The sequence below is a fragment of the Rhodothermales bacterium genome, assembly GCA_017643395.1.
In the GTDB taxonomy this organism is placed as follows: domain Bacteria; phylum Bacteroidota; class Rhodothermia; order Rhodothermales; family UBA10348; genus JABDJZ01.
Map to the genome: position 1 here is coordinate 998,748 of JAEPNP010000001.1, position 16,590 is coordinate 1,015,337.

Genomic DNA, 16,590 nt, shown 5'->3' on the forward strand with positions numbered 1-16,590 from the left:
TTCAGTGAGGATCTAGGCGGCGGTGAGCTGACGGAACACGTCTTCCAGATTGGCCTGGTCGCGATGGAGTTCGCTCAGAACCCAACCCTTCTCGACGGCCATGCGGAAGAGATCCGGTCGGATATCGTCCTTGCGGTCGCTGGTCACGGTGTAGAGCGTCTGACCAGCCGGATCGGTGCTCTGCTCGGTCACCCGGAAGTCGCCGGCCGATAGCGCGTCCAGCACCCCGTCACCCGTGTGCACGGCCAGCTGCACGCGCTGCCCGCCCGTGAAGCTGTCCTGCAGGTCTGTCGGCGTGCCGTCTGCGACCAGGCGCCCGCGATGGATGATCAGCACGCGATCACAGGACGCCTGTACCTCCGACAGGATGTGCGTCGAGAGAATGACCGTTTTTTCTCGGCCAATGGCCCGGATCAGCTCGCGAATCTCGACGATCTGGTTCGGGTCGAGTCCCGTGGTCGGCTCGTCGAGAATGAGGATTTCCGGGTCGTGGATCATGGCCTGAGCCAGACCTACGCGCTGCCGAAAACCCTTGGACAGGGTTTCGATGCGCTTCTGCAGGACCTCCGCCAGGCCGCAGACCTCGGCCATGTCAGCAATGCGGCCGGGCCTGCGGTTGGCCTCGATGCCTCGCATGGCCGCGACAAAGTCCAGGTAGTCGAACACCCGCATGTCCAGGTAGAGCGGGGTGTGCTCTGGTAGATACCCGATCTGACGGCGCACCTCCAGAGGCTCAGAGCGCACGTCGCGCCCGCTCACGCGAACCGTGCCCTCCGTGGGGGGCAGGTAGCACGTGATGACCTTCATCGTGGTCGTTTTTCCGGCACCGTTCGGCCCCAGAAATCCGAGCACCTCGCCGGACTGGACCTGGAATGATATGTCGTCTACCGCGCGCTCCGGTCCGTAGCGCTTGGTCAGACCCTGAACCTCGATCATCGTCCTCTTGCCAATGTGGTTGAGCGACTCCGCAGGCTGTCGATAGGCCTTTCGGGGCGCGCCCTTTTTGGCAATCGGAACGCCTTTGTTCCGGTCTTAAAGGGGTTTTTACGTGAGGGCCCAGTTGGCGCAGCGTGCGGCCGCGCCTGGTGCAGTCACTCAGGCTTGCCCGTCCGGAAGCCGGAAGGGAGAGCGGTCGGCAGCCAGCAGGCCGGGCCGTGCTGGAGGACGTGCTGCATGGTCCTCGAGATGGCGTCGAATGGGGTCGTGCGTGAGCGCGGCAGCCAGTGCCTCACAGGCCAGGTGCAGGATCTCCCGGGCTTCGTAGTCCTGGACCAGTTCGGCCGCTACGGTTTGACGTGCCGAAGTGGGAAGTTCACCGGCCAGATACGCGGCCAGCGTGTACTCGTCGAGTTTCATCGAGAGGCGGGTCTTGAGTGGAAGCAACCTTCCGCGTATCGGACCCGCAGCGTGCAATCTTAAGTCGTGACGGCGGCGCGCCGTCGACCCGGGCCGAGTTCAGTCGAGCGAGCGCACATACCCGTTCACGCCCAGACCCTCCAGTCGGGCCTGCCATCCCTCTGCTTCCCCGCGCTCCCGGAACCGGCCGTAGAGCACGCGATGGATGGTAGTGCCGTTCACTGTCGACGTCTGCACCCAGGCGGCCTCAAAGCCCGACGCCAGCCGCTCGGCCGTGCCCCGGTCTGAATAGGAGCCCAGTTGCACGACAAACTGCCCGGCCGTCTGCGCCGCACTGGCGGGCGATGGGCTGGGAGCCGTGGTCGCTTTCTGCACATCGGAACGGTCGTTCGATGGGTTCGCGTGGGCCACGCGGGCGGGCGATCGTTCCGGTGCCGGATTTCCGGAAGTGCTTCCAGTTGAGTTCCAGTGCTTCGCGGACACCCGGCCCTCCCCCTCGGGGTCGAGCCCCAGCCTGCGCATGGCTGCGGAGGAGGCGATGAGCTGAGCCGGCCCCAGGAGCGCACCACGGTCGTTGATGGTGACCATTACGGAGCGACCGTTGGCAGCTACCAACTCAAGTCGCGTCCCCAGCGGAAGGGTCGGATGTGCGGCGGTCAGCCCGTTCGGGTTGTAGACATCGCCGCTGGCAGTTTTTCGACCCGCCATATGGTCCGGGTAGCCAACCACGGTGTGGGATTGTCCCACGACGGGAGCTGCCAGGAAAAGCCCGATTGCCAGAAAGAGAGGTCGCATGCCCGTCGGCAAATCAAAAGGTGTTCCCTTTTGGTATCGGCTTCTCCGCCGCCCGGAATAGTTCTACTCGAAGCTGGGCGTGTAGGTGCGAGGCAAGGTCATATCGGCCAGAATGACCACGTCTGCAAGCCCGTCGTGCTCATCTGGGTCGTACAGAGACACATCCAGAAGAGGCTCTACAACGATCGAGAGGATGCGAACGCCCGGCCGGTACCTGGTCAAATGCTCTGCAATCCCGGTGCCATTTGCCACGTGAAAGCTGCCTGCCGCATGCACCACCCGGGCATCCGGCTGCTGCAGGAGGTGCTCGGCGATCGAGAACGCCATCGTCGCGTCCCAAAGTGACTGCGCCGACAGCATGGAGGCCAGGGCGTCGTGGCCACTCCCGGTGGTGTCGCTGGAGACCATATCGCCCATGAGTCCATCAAACTCCGCCTTGTACGCGTCGGAGGCGGCGGCAAAGGGCAGGGGTGCAAGCCACGCGCGGGCCGCTTCCGAAAGCGCGTCCAGGGCTTCCGGTCCTTCACGGTTGACCAGATTTACGTATCGGCGCGGCGCGTTTGCCGCCAGCACAGGGGCACCCGCCAGACGGGCCGCCTCGACCAGTGGACGGTAGTCCGACTCGTAGTTGCCCCAGGGCCGACTGGCGGACCGGAAATGGCGCTCCGTGATCAGATCCTTCAGGTACTCGTCAACGACGTGCTGAACGTCTCGCGAAAACATCTCCAGGGAGAGCACACCCGGCCGAACCGAGTCAGCCAGCACCTCGCGCAGCACGGCCAGCTCGATGTGGTGCGCCACCGGATCATTGTGCTGCTCACCGACCAGCACCACATTTGCCTCCATGATCAGCTCCCGCAGGTCCGACCACGCAAGAACCACCCCTCCTGCTCCATAGAGCCGATAGTGTTCCTCCGATACCGAAATGGAGGTTGAATCGCTATCCTGCGCCCGCAGTTCTGGCGCCAGCAGTGCGAGCGGTAGCGCCAGCAGAAGAATCCGGAGCCTGCGCAAACTCACCGGCGCCGTCCACGGCCACGGCCGCGGCCCCGACCGCCGCCGCCCCCCTTGGGCTGCGCCTTTTCGCGTTCGGCTTCGTGGTCCGCCTCTTCCTCTGCGCCGTGCAGATTCTCGTGGTACAGGTCATCGATGAGCATGGCCAGTAGCTCGGGCTCCTCCTGCGCCAGTTCTTCCACCATGGGCACAAAGCGGCCCAGGCGCTCGCGGTTCATGTTCGTCTTGTCCCGGTAGCGGCTCTCCAGGAGCACGGTCATGCGCTCGCTCACCCGAGCCTGCACATCCTCATCGGTGGGCACTTCTTTGCGTTCCACTTCGATCCCGTATTTGTGGCAGGTGCGTTTGAGGTTGGCTTCCGTGTCAATGGTAGCCAGCACGATTGCGCTGCCGGTCTTCCCGGCACGAGCGGTCCGCCCTGCCCGGTGGATGTAGTATTCCTGATCCTGGGGCACGTCGTACATGAAGACGTGGCTCAGGTCAGAAATGTCGATTCCGCGGGCCGCGACGTCCGTGGCCACCAGGAGCCGCAGATTGCCTTTGCGGATGCGGGCCATGATGCGTTCCCGGGCCTTCTGCGAAAGGTCCCCGGAGATGCTCGCGGCGTCGTAGCCGTAGTTCGCCAGGAACGTGCCCAGGTATTCCACCTCCCGCTTGGTATTGGCGAAAATGATCGCGCTTTCGGGGTTCTCCAGTTCGATGAGACGCTGCAGCGTGCGATCCTTCTGCATGGGATCCACCCGGTAGTAGGTGTGCTGAATGGCGTCGACTCCCACGCTGCCCGTCGACAGCGAGAGGAAGCCGGGATCGTCGAGGAAATCCCGAGCCAGAGCGCGCACCCGATAGGGCATCGTGGCACTGAACATGCACGACTGCCGCTTCTTGGGCAGATAGCGTCGCATTTCCCGCATGTCCGGCAAAAATCCCATCGAGAGCATCTCGTCGGCCTCATCAAGGACAAACATGCGGATGTTGTCCAGCTTGAGCGTGCCTCGTTGGATGTGGTCCAGTACGCGCCCGGGCGTTCCGACAACCACGTGGCGGCCTTCCTCCAGCGCGTCGAGCTGCGGGCCGTACCGAACGCCCCCGTAGATAGACACCGCAGTCAGAGGCTGATCGCCGCGCATCTGCATGAAGGCATCGTAGATCTGTCGGGCGAGTTCGCGCGTCGGACTCAGTACCAGCGCCTGAGGCTGCTTCAGATCTGCCTCGAGCATGCGGAAGAGCGGCAGCAGGAAACCGCCGGTCTTGCCGGATCCGGTCTTCGACTGAACAATCATGTCCCGACCGTCCAGCAGATAGGGGATCGCCTTCTGCTGCACCGGCATCAGACTGGTCCAGCCGGCGGAGCGTACCGCTTCCTGTAGCGCTTCCGGGAGGCCTTCCACTGACGCCGCCGGAAGCGGCGGGTCCGGTTCTAGGAACTCGGAGGTCTGCTGTTCAACTTTGGCCTGCTCCCTGGCACGGGAGGTCAGGTCAATGGTCTTGGTAAATCGACTCAACGCAATTCAGGATTGTCGGCCTACATGGCCAATCCGCCGTCCACGTGCAATACGTGGCCGGTGATATAGGTGGCGGCGCCTGATGCCAGGAATAGCACGGCGCCGGCAATGTCTTCGGGCGATGCGGGGCGGCCAAGAGGAACGGCACCGAGCATGGCATCCTGGGCGGCTTCCGACAACGAAGCCGTCATGTCGGTAGCCACGTAACCCGGCGCGACGACATTGACGGTCACACCGCGGCCGCCGAGCTCTTTGGCCAGGCTCTTGGAGAAGCCGATGATCCCGGCCTTGGAGGCGGCATAGTTGGTCTGGCCCGGGTTGCCCATGACGCCCACGACCGAAGACAGGTTGATGATTGCGCCGGCGCGTCGCTTCATGAAAGGGCGATACGCCGCCTTGCAGAAGTTGAATACACTCTTCAGGTTGGTATTGATGACCATGTTCCAGTCATCGTCCCCCATGCGCAGCATCAGCCCGTCCCGGGTCACCCCCGCGTTGTTGACGAGCACGTCCAGCGAGCCCCACGTGTCAGTAACCAGCTTGACGGCCTCCGCTGCGGCATCGGCGTCTGCGGCATCGCCCTGGTGAAAGAGCACCTCGACGCCCTCCGCCTCCAGCTCGCTTTTGAGGGCCTCGGCCTCATCGGCGGAAGAGCGGAACGTGAATGCCACCCTGGCTCCGGCGCCCGCCAGCGCCTTGACGATGGCTCGGCCGATCCCGCGCGTGCCTCCGGTAACGAGAGCGTTCTTTCCGGTAAGGTCCAGATTCATGATTCGACCGTGTAGCTGGCTATATCCTGGGAGGTACCGAGTGCGATGGTGGTCGCGTCCCGACCGAGGGTGCGCTTGACCAGGCCGCTCAGCACCCGTCCGGCGCCTACTTCAACAAATGTCTGCGTGCCGTCCTTCTGCATGCGATTCAGGGTCTGTGACCACCGAACCGGGGCCATGAGCTGCTCGAGCAACCGCCGGCGTATCGCTTCCGGATCTGTTTCGGGCTGTGCGTTGACGTTCAGGTACACCGGGCACGAGGGCACACTGATGCTCACGCCCTCGAGGGCGGCCGCCAAGCCGTCCCGGGCATGCTCCATAAGCGGCGAGTGGAAGGCTCCGCTGACCGGCAGCGGGATCACACGACGTGCACCACGCTCGGTGGCCTGTTCCATGGCGGCAGCTACGGCCTGCTCAGAGCCGGAAATCACGACCTGACCCGGCGAATTGAAGTTTGCCGGCTGCACCACGCCGTCAACGGCTTCACATGCGGCTTCGACGTCCGCGTCATCCATGCCGATGATGGCGGCCATGGTGCCGGGGCTTTTCTGCCCGGCCTCCGCCATGAGTCGACCACGTTCGCGTACCAGAAGCAGGCCGTCCTCGAAGGACAGCGCTCCCGCCGCGGCCAGGGCCGAGTATTCCCCCAGACTGTGCCCTGCGGTCATGTCGAAGGGCAGGCCCATGTCCTTCAGCACGGCCATGACGGCCATGGAGTGGGCGTACAGGGCGGGCTGCGTGTTGTCGGTCTGTTTCAGGGCCTCGTTGTCCGCGGCCTCATCGCCTGAACCGAACATGACCTCCGTGAGACCGAAGCCGAGGGTGGCGTCCGCCCGTTCGAGGATGCCGCGGGCCGATTCGTGATCCTGGAACAGGTCCTGGCCCATGCCCACGTACTGGGATCCCTGGCCTGGAAAAAGCAGTGCGGTGGTAGCCATCAGGCGGCCTCCTCCGTGTCGTAGGCCCACTTCAGGTAGGCGGCGCCCCAGGTAAATCCGCCACCGAAGGCTGCCAGCACGATGTTGTCCCCCTTGCGGAGATCCGCCTCCCAGTCTGCCAGGCACAGCGGGATCGTGGCCGCAGTCGTATTGCCGTAACGCTCGATGTTCAGCATGACCTTGTCGGTCGTGATCCCCATGCGGCGTGCCGTAGCATCAATGATGCGCAGGTTTGCCTGGTGGGGCACCAGGTAGCGCACGTCTTCGCCGGTCAGCCCGTTGCGCTCCATGATCTCCGCGGCCACATCGGCCATGCCCGTCACGGCATACTTGAAGACCGAGCGCCCTTCCTGGGTGATGTAGTGCATGCGGGCATCAATCGTCTCATGCGTCGGGGGGTGCAGACTGCCGCCGCCCTTCATGCAGAGCATGTCCCAGTTGGACCCGTCTGTACGTTCGATGGAGTCTATGATGCCGAGGCCATCCTCGGCAGGCTCCAACAAGACGGCGCCCGCCCCGTCACCGAAGAGCACGCAGGTGGTGCGATCGGTCCAGTCGAGAATGGAAGTCATCTTGTCGGCTCCGATGACGAGCACCTTCTTGTGCCTCCCGGATTCGATGAACTTGGCGCCGGTAGACAGACCAAACAGGAAACCGCTGCATGCGGCGGACAGGTCGAAGCCCCACGCATTGGTGGCACCGATTTCTGCCTGCACCAGCGCCGCGGTTGCCGGGAAGAACATGTCCGGGGTGACTGTGCCGACGATGATTGCGTCGACCTCCTCAGCGGTGACGCCGGCTTTTCGAAGCACGTCTTCCGCGGCCCGAGCTGCCATATAGGAAGTGGCCTTGTCGGGATCCTTGAGGATGCGACGCTCTCGGATGCCGGTCCGGGTTCGGATCCATTCATCCGACGTATCGACCAGCTTCTCCAGGTCCGCGTTGGTCAGTTTGTCTTCAGGCAGGAAGTGACCAACCGCGGTGATTGCTGCGTGCGGCATACTTCAGGTGTTTGGTGGACCGACGAGGGGGGTCCGCCGGCGGGCTGCGCCGAATCTACGAAGCAAGCGCGGCCGAGATGGACCCCGGTACATCCTGGCGCGCAGCTTCCACGGCCACGGCGACCATGTTCTGGAAGGCCTTCTCACGGGATCCGCCGTGTCCGATGATAACCGTGCCGCCTACGCCCAACAGGGGAACGCCCCCGTATTCCTCATAATCGAACTGACGGGCAACGCCGCCGAGAGCCTTTCCGACGGCCTGCTGCTCCTGGGGGCCCATCTGCTGCCTCTGCATCTCGGCCCCAATCATGCGCGGGAGCACGCTGGCGACGCTTTCGCCAAGCTTCAATACGACGTTGCCGACAAAACCGTCGCAGACGATGATATCGGCGGCATGCTCCATGATGTCCCGGCCTTCGATGTTGCCGCGGAAATTCAGGCCTTCGGCCTGCTCAAGGAGTTCGAAGGCGGCCTTGGCCTGGTCATTGCCCTTGCCCGGTTCCTCACCAATGTTGAGAAGCCCGACTACCGGACGTTCAACCTTCAGAACACGCTCCGCGTATATGGACCCCATGTGGGCAAACTGCAGGAGGTGTTCCGGTTTGCAATCAACGTTGGTCCCGACATCCAGGATCAGACAACGCCCCTTGATCGTGGGAAAGATGCCGATCACGGCGGGCCTTGCCACACCGGGCAGCCGGCCCAGAATAAACAGCGAGCCGGCCATCACGGCGCCGGTATTCCCCGCGCTCACAAACGCATCTGCCATGCCCGCGGAAACGGCGCCAAGCCCCCGGCAGATGGAAGAGTCCGGCTTGCCCTTGACGGCAGCAGCAGGCGCCTCGGCCATACCGATAACGTCCGGGGCATCCACGACCTGAACATTGTGGGGACTGCCCTCGGCATCAAGCAGGACCTGCAGCTCCTCGCCGGGCCCGAACAGAAGCACTTGTACATCCGATGCGGCGCGAGCAGCAGCGACGCACCCCGCCACGACCACGCTTGGCGCGTGGTCTCCGCCCATGGCATCAACGGCTACGCGAATGGACATCGGGTCCCGGGACTATGCAGTCTCCTGGCGCTCGACGACCTGACGGCCGCGGTACTGCCCACAGGCCGGGCAGGCATGATGCATGAGTTTCGTTTCGCCGCAGTTGGGACACTCCATGGTCGTCGGAGCGTCGAGGCGATTGTAGTAGTGGGCGCGCCGGTTGCGGGAGCGGGCCTTCGAGTTTTTTCTACGGGGATTGGCCATGGCAGGCTCTTTCAGGTCTTGTCGGACAGGCCCCGGAGCGCTTCCCATCTCGGATCGATGTCGTCATCGTCCGATCCGGATTCTCCGAAGCTGGTCTGAATCTCAATGTCTTCCGCCCCGGGCGCGATCTTTCTGACCGGCACGGAGAGGAGCAAAGTGTCGCGGGCCGCTTCAGCAACGTCGATGGTGGTGTCTGACGGCTCATAGCCGCCGACGTCATCGGCATCCTGTCCCAGGGCCTCCACACGGTCGTGTGGAACGAAGAGGATAGAGTGGGTTCCTCGAACTTCCTGGGAGAACGGCTCGCTGGTTCTGTCACAGATCAGGTGTGCCGTGCCCTCAATGTCCAGGGTCACCAGGATGCGGTCCCCTTCGCGGTTAAGCTCGGCATCGAGGCGGATTCCCGTGAAAGAATCCTGCTCCAGGTCGAGATCTGCAGGCTCCAGTTCGAACTGTTGGCTGCGTTCTCCCGACTTGAATCCAGCAATGTCCAGCCGCACCATGATTCTTACAGTGTGGGCAATGCACAGATCGGAAAAAGTACGTCGGGAAGTTGGTTTTGGCAAGCCCCTTCCGAACGACCGGGTCACACCCGCCTCCGGCCTTCTGTTAATTCCGGCCCGGCGGGACTAAATCGTCGAGCATGTTCTTGATGTTAAGAAAGTGGTGGGTTACCATCGATCGACCCCACCTACCACCTCGGATTGCGGTCGTCCTTTGACTGCTTTTCGAGGGGGCGTCACCCATCTCACATTATTAGCCAGCGCCACCGGCCGCCCTCACCGGAATTCCCACCCGAAGGGTCGGTGCCGTTCACAAGCTTCTCCCCCGGGAAGCAGACCAGGCAACAAGTCCGCAATGTGGACAACCTGTGGGCAGTGTGAATCCGGCGTTGGTATGGTGAAAAACGAATCACACGACGGTTCTGGCTTCGTGTGGCTCGCCGGGTTTTGATACCATTGTAATTAAATCACTTACGCGAAATCGGCCCGCCCCGTGATGCCGGTTTCTCGGCTGTGTGTCCCCCCGGTTTTTCGCGCCGCTGGCCTGAGGGCCGGTGTGAATAAGTGTGGGGACGGCTGGAAACCCGGAACATCGCGGCCCCGAATGTTGCGTGTCGACCTTGGTCGACGACACGATCGCTTCATGCCCGCAAGCCCGGAATCTGCCTGGAACGCATGTCTCGACATCATTCGGGACAATATCAGTCGGCAGAGCTATCGAACCTGGTTTGCGCCCCTGAAGCCTGTGGGGTTGGACCAGGATGGCGAGCTCCGAAAGCTCACCGTGCAGCTGCCCAGCCAGTTCTACTACGAGTGGCTGGAGGAGCATTATTACGGGTTGCTTCGAAAAACGGTGACCAAGGTGTTGGGCCCGGGCGGCCGACTCTTTTACGATGTGGTCATCGAGAAGGACGACGCGGAACTGGGATACGAAGGCACCTCCATGCAGCTACCGGCCCGTCACGCGGCCAACGAACCCGCTGCTGCCGGCCCCTCGGGCATGTCGGCGGGTCGTGGTCCGGACGGACGCACGGAAACACTGGCGCCGCCGGCTGCTCCGCCTGTATCCAGTCCCTTCGTGATTCCGGGCATCCAGAAGGTGCAGGTGGACAGCCGCCTGAACCCCAACTACACGTTTGACCGGTTCATCGAGGGCGACTGTAATCGGCTCGCGCGATCTGCCGCCCTGGCCATCGCCCAACGACCCGGCGGCACGAGCTTCAACCCGTTCCTCATGTACGGGGGTGTGGGGCTCGGAAAGACCCACCTCATCCAGGCCATCGGCAACTACGCGGCCGCAAACGGGGGGCAGACCGTGCTGTATGTCTCCAGCGAGCGCTTTACGACCGAGTTCGTGCAGGCGATTCAGCACAACCGGGTGGCCGAATTCTCCCTCTTCTACCGGCAGATAGACCTGCTCATCATCGACGATGTGCAGTTCTTCAGCGGGAAGGAGAAGACCCAGGAAGAGTTCTTCCACATCTTCAACGCGCTGCACCAGAACGGCAAACAGATCGTGCTGTCCTCGGACCGGCCGCCGAAGGACATCCAGGGAATCGAAGAGCGTCTGCTTTCCAGGTTCCAGTGGGGCCTCGCCGCCGATGTCCAGGCTCCGGACCTGGAAACACGAACGGCCATCCTGAATCGCAAATCGGTTGAGGACGGCATCGATGTGTCGCACGATGTGCTGGAGTTCATCGCCCACAACATCAAGAGCAACATCCGTGAGCTCGAGGGCGCGCTCATCCGGTTGCTGGCGCACTCGACCCTCAGGAAACGGGAGATTGACGTCCCCATGGCCCGCGAGGTCCTGAGCGACCTGATCAAGGAGACGCGCGTCACGTTGACCATCGAGGAGATCCAGCGCTTGGTCTGCACGTACTTCTCGATTCCCGAGGACCTGGTTCGCGCCAAGACCCGCAAGCGTGAGGTGGTTCAGGCCCGTCAGGTCGCCATGTATTTCAGCAAGCAGCTGACCCAGCATTCCCTCAAGACGATTGGTCTTCACTTCGGGGGACGCGATCACTCCACGGTTATCCATGCAAATCAAAGTGTGGAGAACCAGATCGACACTGACCCCAAGTTCAAGGGCATGATCGAGGAGATTGGCAACCGACTGAAGCTGCGGGCGCGGTAACCAGGACAACGGCACCTCGCACGCAGGCCGCCGTGACGCGGCGGGCGTGACACATCGAACCCGGCGATCCTCTATTCATATAAATCCGGCCGCCTCCACACCTCGGCAAGGGGCACAGCAGATATATGTGCAGTACCTTTCCGGATGGTGTCCGCCGCCTCTGATTCGGCGTTCAGGGGTACCTCAACAGACCAGATCCGGCCTCCGGCCAAGCCGCATGAGATTCACCGCTTCAAGTACCGAGCTTCTTCGATCCCTGCAGACCGTAAACGGTGCCGTGCCCTCCAAGAGCACCCTGCCGATTCTGGAATGCATCCTGTTTGAACAGGACGGTTCGGCACTGCGGCTCAGCGCCACGGATCTGGAGATTTCCATCCGGCAGAAGCTGGATCTGAAGGTCGAGAACGCCGGCTCGGAAGGCCCGAATCGTGTAGCCGTGCCGGCCAAGCGGCTGATCGATACGCTGCGCGCCCTGTCGGATGTGCCGGTGGCGTTCGAGGCGGACGGCGACTTCAACGTGACACTTGCCACCGAGCAGGGACGTTACAAGATGGTCGGGTTCGACGGTGCTGACTATCCCGCGCTGCCCGAACTGACTGAATCGGACCGCATCGAAACCACGGGCACGCTGCTCAAACGCGCCATTCAGAAGACTGGATTTGCCGTCAGCAAAGACGCGCTTCGCCCCGCCATGATGGGGATCTTCTTCCAGATTGGCGGCGACGGCGGCAAAGCCGTGGCAACGGACGGACACCGCCTGGTCAAGCTGTCCCTGGAGGAAATGACCAGCGCAAGCGACATCCAGTTCGTGGTTCCGGAGAAAGCGATGTCCCTGGCCGCAAAAGTGGCCGGCGACGGGGATTGCACGGTGAGCGTCGATGGCGGTTATGTGGCCTTCGACTTTGATCGTTCGCGTGTGCTTGCCCGCCTGATCGACGAGCCGTACCCGAACTATCAGGCGGTCATCCCGGTCGACAATGAGAAACAGCTCACGGTCTCTCGCGAGGCGATGCTGGCGGCTGTGCGACGTGTGGCGCTGTACTCATCCAGCATGACCAACCAGATTCGGCTGGCCATTGGGTCGGACTCGGTCAAGATCTCCGCGGAGGATATCGAGCGTGCCAGCGAGGCACATGAGACGGTTCAGTCCGAGTTCCAGGGCGAGGAGATGGTGATCGGCTTCAATGCCGTCTATCTCACCGAGGTGCTCTCGAACATCGATGCCGACGAGGTGCTGTTCGAGTTTTCAAGCCCGAATCGCGCCGGCGTGGTCACACCGCTCGAGCAGAAGGACGGTGAGAGCATGATGATGCTCATCATGCCGGTGATGCTGAACACGTACGCCTAGGAACAGAGATTGAGCGCATCGCCGAATTCGGCAGTGCGCACCACCTGTTGCCCGCGCCCGACGGGGAATCGGGCCGAGGCGCCACCCAGCGCCAGGACCAGGCTACCGGCCTCCACACCCCCCGGCGTGGTCAGCGTCAAGGCTTCGACACGGGCGATGTCGTCACGAGCTACCGCAGGCCGCTGCAGCACGTACGGAGGCTGACGACTGCGCTCGACCGCGGTGAGTGGGGCGGTCCGAGCGGGTAGCAACAGTCCCACCAGCGTAGGAAGCCCCGTGACCCTCAGCGGGGCGCAGGCGCCAAATTCGAGCGTGAGGGTAGAGGGCTCCGGAGGCACTCCCGCACCCAGGTCGATCTCCAGGTCTGCGTCGCAGAGGCTCTCGTAGGATTGCACAAGGATGGTTTCACCATGCATCACCTGTAGCTGTCCTCTCCAGAAGTCCGGCGGGTCAAGCAGGACCACCGCCTCCTGCTCCGGCCCAAATCGCCAGATTCTCTGTCCGTCAGCCCTCCCGGGTATGCCGCGATATGCGAGGACTGAGCCGCCAACGGTGTTTCCCCTGAGGGAAACCCGACCCGGTGCGCATTGTGTGGTGAAGTACCCTAGCGAATAGGTGGTAGGCCGTTTGGCATGAAACCGCGCGCTCAGCCGGCCATCGGTCACCTGCACGCGGGTGGACCCTTCGCGCCTCCAGAGTCCGCCCGATCCTTGCCATTCCAGCACGTCCACGACATCCCCGTTGCGAATCGGCTCGTTGGTCAATGGGCTGAGCAAGTTGCGATCCAGCACCGCGCGCACCGCGATGGAGTCCCCGGCGAACGCCGGAACGCCTTCGAGCCGCACGAGGGCGCCCGTCGTCAGGCTCGCCGCCCCCTGTTCCTCTGAATCCACGCCCGCCGCCATTCCACCCGGAAAAACTGAGAACAGGGCTTCAGACGGGAGAGCAAGCGAAGCGGTGAGCAGCGCGGACTGCTCGGTACCAAAGGCAAGACCGGCGGGCAGACGCAGATTGAGAAATCCAGAAGGGTGCGACACCGAGAGCGTATCGTCGAGAGGGCCCTCGACCTGAATCGCGAAATTGAAGCCAGAGGCAAGCGAGCCGTTCTCCGGATCAAGGGCGATGCGAAATTCGGTGACGCCCGTGTCGGTGACTGACAGGCGTGCCGCGTTCGCACGGTAACCCGGTGCAACTGCCGTCAGGCGCACAACGAACGGCCGGTCCCGGCTGGGCTGAACCGAGTTGGCCAGCGCGAATGACCCGGCGCCCGCCTCAAGAACCAAACGATCCACCGGTTTGCCAAAGAGATCGAGCGCGGCCTCAGCGGCCTCTCCACCGATGCGCAGTCCGGCGCCGGGTACCGGCTCACCGGAGGTCGCATCGTAAACCAGACCGGCAATCACGATCGATGTCGAGTCCGCGGAGATCAGGGGCTGCACGTCCCTCGAGGCGTCGCGGACGGACGCCAGGTCGCACCCAATCAACGCCAGGAGCAAGGTCCCGGCCAGGCGGCTACTCCTGCCCATACAGCGTAGCCTCCACGCCTATCGTCAGCAGGGGCCTCCAACGGAGGTCCGCCAGACTGTTCTCCAGGTGGTGAACCCAGGCTGCTGTTGGCGCCAGACGACCCGATGACTCGGCATGAGCTGACGGGCGGCCGAGGTAGGCAACCTGCGCATCGACGGTCAAGCCGAATGCACGGCTGACTGGATGTTTGAACCGGAGACCGACCACCGGCGAAGGCCGCTCGGGAAACCGGGCCGAGAAGGTCGCTTGCCCCAGCTCACTCGGACTGAGCCTGCTGCCGGCAATTTCGAGTGCGTCCGTGGCCTCAGCGACAAGGGTGCCGCGGCGGAGCGCCGACGTAAACCCGGCCGAGGCATTCAGGCCGGACACCAGCTTCAGGTCAGCCAGCATCCAGACCAGGCCGCTCGTCACATCGCCCGAGAAAGAAATAGGTTCTTCGGTCCGGCGCTCGTTCGCCTTCCGCCATGCGCCGCCGAGTCGCACCTCCACGCGTGAAGACACACGCGAAGCCAGTTCCAGCGCGGGACCGGTCGTACCCACACGCGTGCCCAAGGTCAGGTCCTGCGCCAACGCCGGTGCTTCGGCAGACAGGAGTGCCAGAATGATCGCGACACGTTTCACGCGATCAAGCTAACGCAAAAACGCCCGGCCCCTTGTGAGGGACCGGGCGTTTTGCTGAAGCTTGCGGAGCCGTTATTCGCTCACACACTCGATGCCGACTTCGTCGACACTGAGCGTGATGTTGAAGGTCTGCCCGGCCGCCGGGCTGGTGGCCAGCGTCGTTGCGGCATCGCTGCCGAGCACGCCCTTGAAGCGATACTGCGTGTTGGCCTTGAGGTCCAGGCTGCCCGCGATCCGAATGGAGTTTGCGGTGGCCTCCTTGCTCGTGATGGCACTCTTGGGCAACACGGTCCATGGCGCTCCGACGCCGGCGATCCGGTAGAACGCGCTGACTGCGTCCAGGCTGCCACTCGTGATCTGCACCTCAAACTGCTGACCGGCCGGGCATGCCAGGGCGGCCACGACGTTGTAGGTGGACAGGTCGGAGAGTGCCGGCATCGTCAGACTTGAGGTGCCAGTAAGCGGACTCGCGAAGGTCACATCCACGGTTTCCGACGAGCCGGAGTACACGGCGCGCAGCGTGTAGGTCGTATTGTTGACCACGCGGTAGTCCCCTCCGGCGTTGAGCAGCGTCGACAGCTTGTAACTACCGTTCCGGATACTCTTCGTGGCGGTGAGGTTGATGCCGTTGCCAATCAGGTTGAGTACGATGTTCTTGGTACCGCTGATTCCGGCGAACGTGACGCTATGGTCCAGCGGACCGGACGACGTCAAGGCGGTCTGGAAACGCACGCTGAAGAAAATTCCGCCAGCGGGGTTGCCAATCGCGCCTGTGTCAATCACACCGGTCGAACCGGTTCCGCCACCGAGGCAGAGGTCCGCTTTCAGACCCGCGCCGTCTTCTTCGACCTGAACGGTTCCGACCTGATTGGTCTGTCCATCGGCCGGAGTGAAGGCAAACACGTCAAAAAAGAGAGCCTGTCCACTGGCGACGATCAGATCGTAGATCGCGCGCTGGGCAGGGTCGCTATTGCGGATCGTGATGGTTGCTCCGCCGACGCAGACTCCGGCCGATTTCGAGGCCACGCCACCGCTACTGGCAGGCTGAACCGTCACGGCCACATTGCCGGCGCGGTCGACGAGCTTGAAGTAAGCCGCGCCAGCAACGGCCTGATTGGAGCCGTCGGCACCCAGGCGCACCTTGGCAGGAAGCGCCTGAAGGCCCGTGGCCGAGTCATAGCTCTTGAGCTCAGTCGTAAGCTGACCCGTCAGTGGAGTGCCCGCCGCGGTGAGGGGGCGCGCACCCTGAGGCACGGTAACCGATGCTGTTGCAGTGCTCTGCGCGGACTGCTGGGTCTGCACGGTCACCGTCTGCTGCACATTGCCGGATGCGTCCGAGGAACCGCTGTTGTCCTGCGCAACCGCGGTTCCGCGTGCGGCCGTGGCCGTGACATTCTCGCTGTTGAGACTTACCGAGAACTGGGTGTCCCCGGTTTCGGTGATCTCGACGGTTACGGTTTCGTCAAAGTATCCGTCGGCCTCGGCCGTCACAGTGATCTCGACCGGAGCGCTTTCCGAGGGTGTCACCGAATTCTGGATACCGAATGTGACCACGCCGTCTTCGGCGTTGATTTCCGTCAGCGGATCCGAGTAGGCGTCAATGACCGTGCCCGCTCCTGACCCGGAGAAGCTGAGACGCGCGGCCACCAGTTCGCCGGTTGCGTTGTCCGTTACGATGCCGTTGACCACCGTGTTGATGGGCTCCAGCTCGATGATGATGTCAAAGTTGTCGAAGGCGTCCTCGGCGGCCTGGAAATCGCAACCGGCAAGGCCGATGGCTACCAGGAAGGCGAGCGCGGTAGAAGTAATCTTCTTCATGATGT

At 63.0% G+C, this 16,590-nt stretch carries 16 protein-coding genes; 2 read left to right on the forward strand and 14 right to left on the reverse strand.

Translation table 11 applies throughout. From position 1 onward, the window contains the following. Positions 1–12: 12 nt before the first annotated feature. The 11 genes from JJ896_03905 to JJ896_03955 all read right to left on the reverse strand — a co-directional run bounded on the left by JJ896_03905 (position 13) and on the right by JJ896_03955 (position 9,134). Entirely contained in the window at positions 13–936 is a 924-nt protein-coding gene (locus tag JJ896_03905) for an ATP-binding cassette domain-containing protein (protein ID MBO6778780.1), read from the reverse strand. 159 nt (positions 937–1,095) lie between these two features. Next, positions 1,096–1,356, reverse strand: coding sequence for a hypothetical protein (locus tag JJ896_03910; GenBank protein ID MBO6778781.1), 261 nt, complete (start codon positions 1,354–1,356; stop codon positions 1,096–1,098). A gap of 99 nt (positions 1,357–1,455) precedes the next feature. Continuing rightward, entirely contained in the window at positions 1,456–2,151 is a 696-nt protein-coding gene (locus tag JJ896_03915) for an SPOR domain-containing protein (GenBank protein ID MBO6778782.1), read from the reverse strand. 63 nt (positions 2,152–2,214) lie between these two features. Continuing rightward, positions 2,215–3,171: a ChaN family lipoprotein gene (locus tag JJ896_03920; GenBank protein ID MBO6778783.1), complete on the reverse strand. Its 957-nt coding sequence runs from the start codon at positions 3,169–3,171 to the stop codon at positions 2,215–2,217. After that, a complete protein-coding gene (locus JJ896_03925; GenBank protein ID MBO6778784.1) occupies positions 3,168–4,667 on the reverse strand; it encodes a DEAD/DEAH box helicase in 1,500 nt (499 codons plus the stop codon). Before JJ896_03925 ends, JJ896_03920 begins: the two co-directional genes overlap by 4 nt. A gap of 20 nt (positions 4,668–4,687) precedes the next feature. Then, the gene (gene fabG, locus JJ896_03930) at positions 4,688–5,431 is read right to left on the reverse strand and encodes a 3-oxoacyl-[acyl-carrier-protein] reductase (GenBank protein MBO6778785.1); all 744 of its coding nucleotides are present in this window, start codon (positions 5,429–5,431) and stop codon (positions 4,688–4,690) included. A gap of 2 nt (positions 5,432–5,433) precedes the next feature. After that, positions 5,434–6,375, reverse strand: coding sequence for an ACP S-malonyltransferase (gene fabD, locus JJ896_03935; protein MBO6778786.1), 942 nt, complete (start codon positions 6,373–6,375; stop codon positions 5,434–5,436). After that, on the reverse strand, positions 6,375–7,376 hold the full coding sequence (locus JJ896_03940) for a ketoacyl-ACP synthase III (GenBank protein ID MBO6778787.1): 1,002 nt from the start codon (positions 7,374–7,376) through the stop codon (positions 6,375–6,377). Before JJ896_03940 ends, fabD begins: the two co-directional genes overlap by 1 nt. 55 nt (positions 7,377–7,431) lie before the next feature. Further along, a complete protein-coding gene (gene plsX, locus JJ896_03945) occupies positions 7,432–8,427 on the reverse strand; it encodes a phosphate acyltransferase PlsX (GenBank protein ID MBO6778788.1) in 996 nt (331 codons plus the stop codon). Positions 8,428–8,439: 12 nt separating this feature from the next. Next, entirely contained in the window at positions 8,440–8,631 is a 192-nt protein-coding gene (gene rpmF, locus JJ896_03950; GenBank protein MBO6778789.1) for a 50S ribosomal protein L32, read from the reverse strand. Between the two features lie 11 nt (positions 8,632–8,642). Beyond that, positions 8,643–9,134: a DUF177 domain-containing protein gene (locus JJ896_03955; protein MBO6778790.1), complete on the reverse strand. Its 492-nt coding sequence runs from the start codon at positions 9,132–9,134 to the stop codon at positions 8,643–8,645. 604 nt (positions 9,135–9,738) lie between these two features. On the opposite strand from JJ896_03955, the gene dnaA reads away from it, so the two are divergent. After that, positions 9,739–11,271 carry a chromosomal replication initiator protein DnaA gene (gene dnaA / locus JJ896_03960; protein ID MBO6778791.1) on the forward strand — a complete coding sequence of 511 codons (1,533 nt, stop codon included), beginning with the start codon at positions 9,739–9,741 and terminating at the stop codon, positions 11,269–11,271. Positions 11,272–11,488: 217 nt separating this feature from the next. Further along, a complete protein-coding gene (gene dnaN / locus JJ896_03965; protein ID MBO6778792.1) occupies positions 11,489–12,619 on the forward strand; it encodes a DNA polymerase III subunit beta in 1,131 nt (376 codons plus the stop codon). Here dnaN and JJ896_03970 read toward each other — a convergent pair. From JJ896_03970 to JJ896_03980, 3 genes are all read right to left on the reverse strand, one after another. Next, positions 12,616–14,145 carry a hypothetical protein gene (locus JJ896_03970; protein ID MBO6778793.1) on the reverse strand — a complete coding sequence of 510 codons (1,530 nt, stop codon included), beginning with the start codon at positions 14,143–14,145 and terminating at the stop codon, positions 12,616–12,618. The genes dnaN and JJ896_03970 overlap by 4 nt on opposite strands. Then, positions 14,132–14,767 (reverse strand): hypothetical protein, encoded by a 636-nt coding sequence (locus JJ896_03975; protein ID MBO6778794.1) that lies wholly within the window; start codon positions 14,765–14,767, stop codon positions 14,132–14,134. The genes JJ896_03970 and JJ896_03975 overlap by 14 nt, the downstream gene beginning before the upstream one ends. Before the next feature lie 72 nt (positions 14,768–14,839). After that, a complete protein-coding gene (locus JJ896_03980) occupies positions 14,840–16,585 on the reverse strand; it encodes a hypothetical protein (protein MBO6778795.1) in 1,746 nt (581 codons plus the stop codon). Positions 16,586–16,590 lie beyond the last annotated feature (5 nt).